The following is a 5125-nucleotide window of genomic DNA, read 5'->3' on the forward strand; positions in this document are numbered from 1 at the left end:
CCGCCGAGGTCGAGCAGTTGCTGCTGAATGGGCATAAAAAATCCGATACCAGGAGGCTGGTATCGGATTTTCTAGAAACCCCGGCTTGGACTCAAATGCTTAAGTGAACAGCATTACGCCACGTGCGGGGTTTTTTATGCCTGGGATTCGCTACTGACGGTTCCAGAAGGCAGCGATCAGCGGATCCTTGAGGCGTTTGTGCAGGGCGAACAGGCCGATGTCGTAATCGGTCAGTGGCGGCTGGATATCGTAGAGGCGGATTCGCGCGGCCAGTGGGCTGTTGTCCAGCACGATCTGTGGCACCACGCCGATACCGAAGCCCAGGCTGACCATGCTGACGATGGCTTCGTTGCCGCTGACCTGGGCATAGATACGCGGCTTGATGTTGTGGTGTCTGAGCCAGCGATCGGTACGGGTTCGCGCCAGGCCCTCCTCGGAGAGAATGAGCGGCACGTCCTGCCAGCTCTCTGCTCCTGGGTTCTTCAGTTGTTCGTCGCTGAGCAGCTGCGGGGATTGCGGGCCGATGAAGCGCAACGCCGAGCGGGTGATCGACTGGAACTCTACGCCGGCGGGCAGGCTGTCCGGGCGTGCACCGATGGCCAGATCTTCCAGGCCCTGCTGCACACGCTCGACGGCCTTGGCCGGGTCGCCGGTGTGCAACTTCATTTCGATGCGCGGGTAATCCTGGCGGAAACTGCTCAGGATCTCGTAAAGGAAGCTGTAGCTTGCCGTCACCGAGCAATACAGCGACAGCTCGCCATGCAGGATCAACTGATCCTGCTTGAAGGTCTGGCGGATGGATTGCCAGCCATTCATGACGTCGCTGGCGTATTCGCGAAACTGCTGACCTTCACGCGTCAGGCGCACCGAGCGGTTGTCGCGCACGAACAGCGGCGCGCCGACCTCATCTTCGAGCTGCTTGATGCTGCGGCTGAGCGCGGAAGGGCTGACGTGCTGCTCGCGGCTGGTCTTGCCGAAGTGCAGGTTGTCGGCGAGTGAGAGAAAAAGGCTGAGTGCGTGAGTATCCATTGCGTTTCATATATCGGTATGCAGTGTTGCGAATATATCATTTTACGCAATGGTCAGGATCACTTAAGGTGGCTCTGTCGCGGTGCTCTGGCACCCCATCCCTTTCGATACACAAGAGCCAAGAACATGAAAGTTTATTACGACAAAGATTGTGACCTCTCGATCATCCAGGGCAAGAAAGTTGCCATCATCGGTTACGGCTCCCAGGGCCACGCTCAGGCGTGCAACCTGAAAGACTCCGGTGTAGACGTCACCGTCGGTCTGCGTAAAGGCTCCGCCACCGTTGCCAAGGCCGAGGCCCACGGCCTGAAAGTCGCCGACGTGGCATCTGCCGTCGCCGCTGCCGACCTGGTGATGATCCTGACCCCGGACGAATTTCAGGGCGCCCTGTACAAGAACGAAATCGAGCCGAACATCAAGAAAGGCGCCACCCTGGCGTTCTCCCACGGCTTCTCGATCCACTACAACCAGGTCGTTCCGCGTGCCGACCTCGATGTGATCATGATCGCACCGAAGGCCCCGGGCCACACCGTGCGCACCGAGTTCGTCAAAGGCGGCGGCATCCCTGACCTGATCGCCGTTTACCAGGACGCTTCGGGCAACGCCAAGAACGTCGCGCTGTCCTACGCGTCGGGCGTTGGTGGCGGCCGTACCGGCATCATCGAAACCACCTTCAAGGACGAGACCGAAACCGACCTGTTCGGCGAGCAGGCCGTTCTATGCGGCGGTACCGTCGAACTGGTCAAGGCCGGTTTCGAAACCCTGGTCGAAGCGGGCTACGCGCCGGAAATGGCCTACTTCGAGTGCCTGCACGAGCTGAAGCTGATCGTCGACCTCATGTACGAAGGCGGTATCGCCAACATGAACTACTCGATCTCCAACAACGCCGAATACGGCGAGTACGTGACCGGCCCGGAAGTCATCAACGCCGAATCCCGTCAGGCCATGCGCAATGCACTCAAGCGCATCCAGGACGGTGAGTACGCCAAGATGTTCATCAGCGAAGGCGCTACCGGCTACCCGTCGATGACCGCCAAGCGTCGTAACAACGCCGCCCACGGTATCGAAGTGATCGGTGAGCAGCTGCGTTCGATGATGCCTTGGATCGCAGCCAACAAGATCGTCGACAAAGCCAAGAACTGAGTCGAATCGATCCACGAAGAACGCGGCCACGGCCGCGTTTTTTCGTTCTAGGACGGGCTTCTGGTATAAAGCCTGGGTATCCAGGCCGATTAGGGCGAACGCTTGTCCGGTGGCTCGGTCGAAAATTCAAATCCGATGCAAGGTGTTGTTCATGAGCGAGCGTCCGCAAGAGCCCAAGTCGTCCCGAGGCGACGACAGCTTACTGCCCATCGACGAGCATATTGAGGAAGGGCATGACGACGAGGGGCGCAAGGTGCGCCATCGCGGCATCTACCTGCTGCCCAATCTGTTCACGACCGCGAACCTGTTCGCTGGCTTCTATTCCATCATCAACGCCATGAACGGTAACTTCTACGTGGCCGCTGCCACCGTGTTCGTGGCCATGGTGCTGGATGGCCTCGATGGCCGCGTCGCCCGTCTGACCAATACCCAGAGCGCCTTCGGCGCCGAATACGATTCGCTATCCGATATGGTTGCCTTCGGTGTCGCGCCGGCGCTGCTGGCGTTCGAATGGGCGCTGGGCAGCATGGGCAAGGTCGGCTGGATGGTCGCCTTCATCTATGTGGCCGGCGCAGCACTGCGCCTGGCGCGTTTCAATACGCAGATCGGCAGTGTCGACAAACGCTACTTCATTGGTCTGGCCAGCCCAGCTGCCGCTGGTGTGGTGGCCGGTACCGTGTGGGCGTTCAGCGACTTCGGCATCCAGGGCTCGAACATGTCGTTCGTGGTCGCCATCCTCGTCGCTGCCGCCGGCATGCTGATGGTCAGCAACATCAAGTACAACAGCTTCAAGAATCTGGATCTGAAAGGTCGTGTGCCGTTCGTGGCGATTCTGGCTGTAGTGCTGGTGTTCGCGGTGGTGTTCAGTGATCCGCCGCGCATCCTGCTGCTGATCTTCCTGGCCTATGCCGCTTCTGGCCCGATCCAGTATCTGCTGCGTCTGCGCCGTCGCAAGCCAGTGGAGTGATGTAATTTCCTGCAGACTCCGTAGTCTATTGGGCAGGCCTGTCCCGATACTGCGGAGTCACCATGCTGATCAAGCTGCGTCAGTCATCCGAATGCAACGAAGCGGATGTTACCCCCGAGTCTATCTACCTTTCTCGCCGCACCTTCATGTCTACTGCCGCAGCCGTGATGGCGCTGAGCAGCGTGCCAGTCTGGGCGCAATCCGCCACTGGCGAGCGCTATGCCGAGGTCGAGCCTGGCAAGGCTCCGTCCTGGCTGGCTGAGCGCATTGCCGCCACCAAATGGAATGCGGTGACGGTCAAGGGCGAAGCGCTCACGCCTTTTCAGGATGCCACCCACTACAACAATTTCTATGAGTTCGGCGCCGACAAGTCCGACCCTGCCGCGAACGCAGGCAGCCTGAAGACGGAGCCTTGGTCGGTGGTGATCGACGGTGAGGTCGGCAAGCCGGGCCGCTATGCGCTGGAGGACTTTCTCAAGCCCTATCAGTTGGAAGAGCGTATCTATCGCCTGCGGTGCGTCGAAGCCTGGTCGATGGTCATTCCTTGGATCGGTTTTCCCATAGCGGCGCTGCTTAATAAGGTAGGGCCGACCTCGGCGGCGAAGTACATCCGTTTCGAAACCCTGAAGGACCCCCAAAGCATGCCGGGGCAACGCTCGAACTTCGGCTTGATCGACTGGCCGTATGTGGAAGGGCTGCGGCTGGATGAAGCCATGCATCCATTGGCCATCCTGGCCGTCGGCATGTACGGCCGCGAACTGCCCAATCAGAACGGTGCGCCGTTGCGGCTGGTGGTGCCATGGAAGTATGGCTTCAAGAGCATCAAGTCGATCGTGCGTATCAGCCTGGTCAGTGAGCAGCCGCAAACCACCTGGCAAAGCATTGCGGCGCAGGAGTATGGCTTCTATGCCAACGTGAACCCCACCGTGGACCATCCGCGCTGGAGTCAGGCGCGTGAGCGCCGTCTGCCCAGTGGGCTGTTCAGCCCCAATGTTCGCGAGACCCAGATGTTCAATGGCTACGCCGATGAGGTCGCCAACCTTTATAGCGATCTCGATCTACGGAAGAACTACTGATGCGTCATCCGTTCTGGCGTCTTTTCGTTTTCGTCCTGATTGCCGTATGGCCGTTGTACTGGCTTTATCAAGCCTGGTCGTTCGCCCTGGGGCCCGATCCCGGCAAGGTCTTGCTCGAGCGACTTGGGCTGGGGGCGCTCATCCTTCTATTGATAACCCTGAGCATGACGCCGTTGCAGAAGCTCAGCGGTTGGTCGGGATGGATGGCGGTGCGCCGTCAGCTCGGCCTGTGGTGTTTCGCCTACGGGGCTCTGCACCTGGCGGCCTATGCGGTATTCATTCTGGGGCTGGATTGGTCGCAGCTTGGCGTGGAGCTGCGCAAACGTCCTTACATCATCGTCGGTGCTATCGCGTTGTTCGGCTTGCTGCTACTCGCTCTGACCTCGAATCGCCATAGCCAGCGGCGATTGGGCAAGTCCTGGAAGAAACTACACCGTCTCGTCTACCTGATCCTGCCGCTCGCGTTGCTGCACATGCTGTGGATCGTCAGGGCGGACTTGCAGGAGTGGACGGTGTACGCGGTCATTGGCGCGGCGTTGCTGGTGCTGCGTATCCCGGCTCTGATGCGCAGAATCCCGCGAGTAAGTGGGGCTGCGCAGAAAGTTCAGCAAAAGTGAAATAAACGGTTGACCTGATCTCGTGGGGGCCTATAATGCGCACCACTTCCGGCGCAGCCTGATCTGAAAACTCCTTGTAGATCAAGGGGTTAGATGAAAATAAAGGTTGCACGGACGGCGAATTCGAGTAGAATGCGCCGGCATCGACAGGGTGGTTTGAGTGGCGCTGTTGATGGTTCGGTCAGGTTGATCGAAGGCGGTAAAAGAGGGTGTTGACAGCGGTTTGTAACGCTGTAAAATGCGCCTCCCGCTGGAGAGAAGATGGTCTGGTCGGGCGCTGCAAGGTGTTGAGA

Annotated in this window: 5 protein-coding genes; 4 read left to right on the forward strand and 1 reads right to left on the reverse strand. The window is 59.3% G+C overall.

All coding sequences use genetic code 11. The features are described 5' to 3' along the window. Nucleotides 1-150: 150 nt before the first annotated feature. Nucleotides 151-1029, reverse strand: coding sequence for an HTH-type transcriptional activator IlvY (gene ilvY, locus BVH03_RS08975; RefSeq protein WP_075960842.1), 879 nt, complete (start codon nt 1027-1029; stop codon nt 151-153). Nucleotides 1030-1155: 126 nt separating this feature from the next. Here ilvY and ilvC point away from each other — a divergent pair, with 126 nt between their 5' ends. The 4 genes from ilvC (at nt 1156) to msrQ (ending at nt 4832) form a co-directional block, all read left to right on the forward strand. Then, nucleotides 1156-2172 (forward strand): ketol-acid reductoisomerase, encoded by a 1017-nt coding sequence (gene ilvC / locus BVH03_RS08980; RefSeq protein WP_013789974.1) that lies wholly within the window; start codon nt 1156-1158, stop codon nt 2170-2172. A gap of 151 nt (nt 2173-2323) precedes the next feature. Further along, nucleotides 2324-3139 carry a CDP-diacylglycerol--serine O-phosphatidyltransferase gene (pssA, locus tag BVH03_RS08985; RefSeq protein ID WP_075960843.1) on the forward strand — a complete coding sequence of 272 codons (816 nt, stop codon included), beginning with the start codon at nt 2324-2326 and terminating at the stop codon, nt 3137-3139. A 62-nt stretch (nt 3140-3201) separates the two neighbouring features. Beyond that, nucleotides 3202-4215: a protein-methionine-sulfoxide reductase catalytic subunit MsrP gene (gene msrP / locus BVH03_RS08990; protein ID WP_075960844.1), complete on the forward strand. Its 1014-nt coding sequence runs from the start codon at nt 3202-3204 to the stop codon at nt 4213-4215. After that, nucleotides 4215-4832, forward strand: a complete 618-nt coding sequence (gene msrQ, locus BVH03_RS08995) for a protein-methionine-sulfoxide reductase heme-binding subunit MsrQ (protein ID WP_075960845.1) — start codon at nt 4215-4217, stop codon at nt 4830-4832. The genes msrP and msrQ overlap by 1 nt, the downstream gene beginning before the upstream one ends. Nucleotides 4833-5125 lie beyond the last annotated feature (293 nt).

The sequence above is a fragment of the Pseudomonas sp. PA15(2017) genome (assembly GCF_001945395.1).
Classification (GTDB): Bacteria; Pseudomonadota; Gammaproteobacteria; order Pseudomonadales; family Pseudomonadaceae; genus Aquipseudomonas.

Coding starts and splice junctions, on each gene's coding strand:
- ilvY (WP_075960842.1), bottom strand. CDS start 1,029: ATGGATACTCACGCACTCAGCCTTTTTCTCTCACTCGCCGACAACCTG.
- ilvC (WP_013789974.1), top strand. CDS start 1,156: ATGAAAGTTTATTACGACAAAGATTGTGACCTCTCGATCATCCAGGGC.
- pssA (WP_075960843.1), top strand. CDS start 2,324: ATGAGCGAGCGTCCGCAAGAGCCCAAGTCGTCCCGAGGCGACGACAGC.
- msrP (WP_075960844.1), top strand. CDS start 3,202: ATGCTGATCAAGCTGCGTCAGTCATCCGAATGCAACGAAGCGGATGTT.
- msrQ (WP_075960845.1), top strand. CDS start 4,215: ATGCGTCATCCGTTCTGGCGTCTTTTCGTTTTCGTCCTGATTGCCGTA.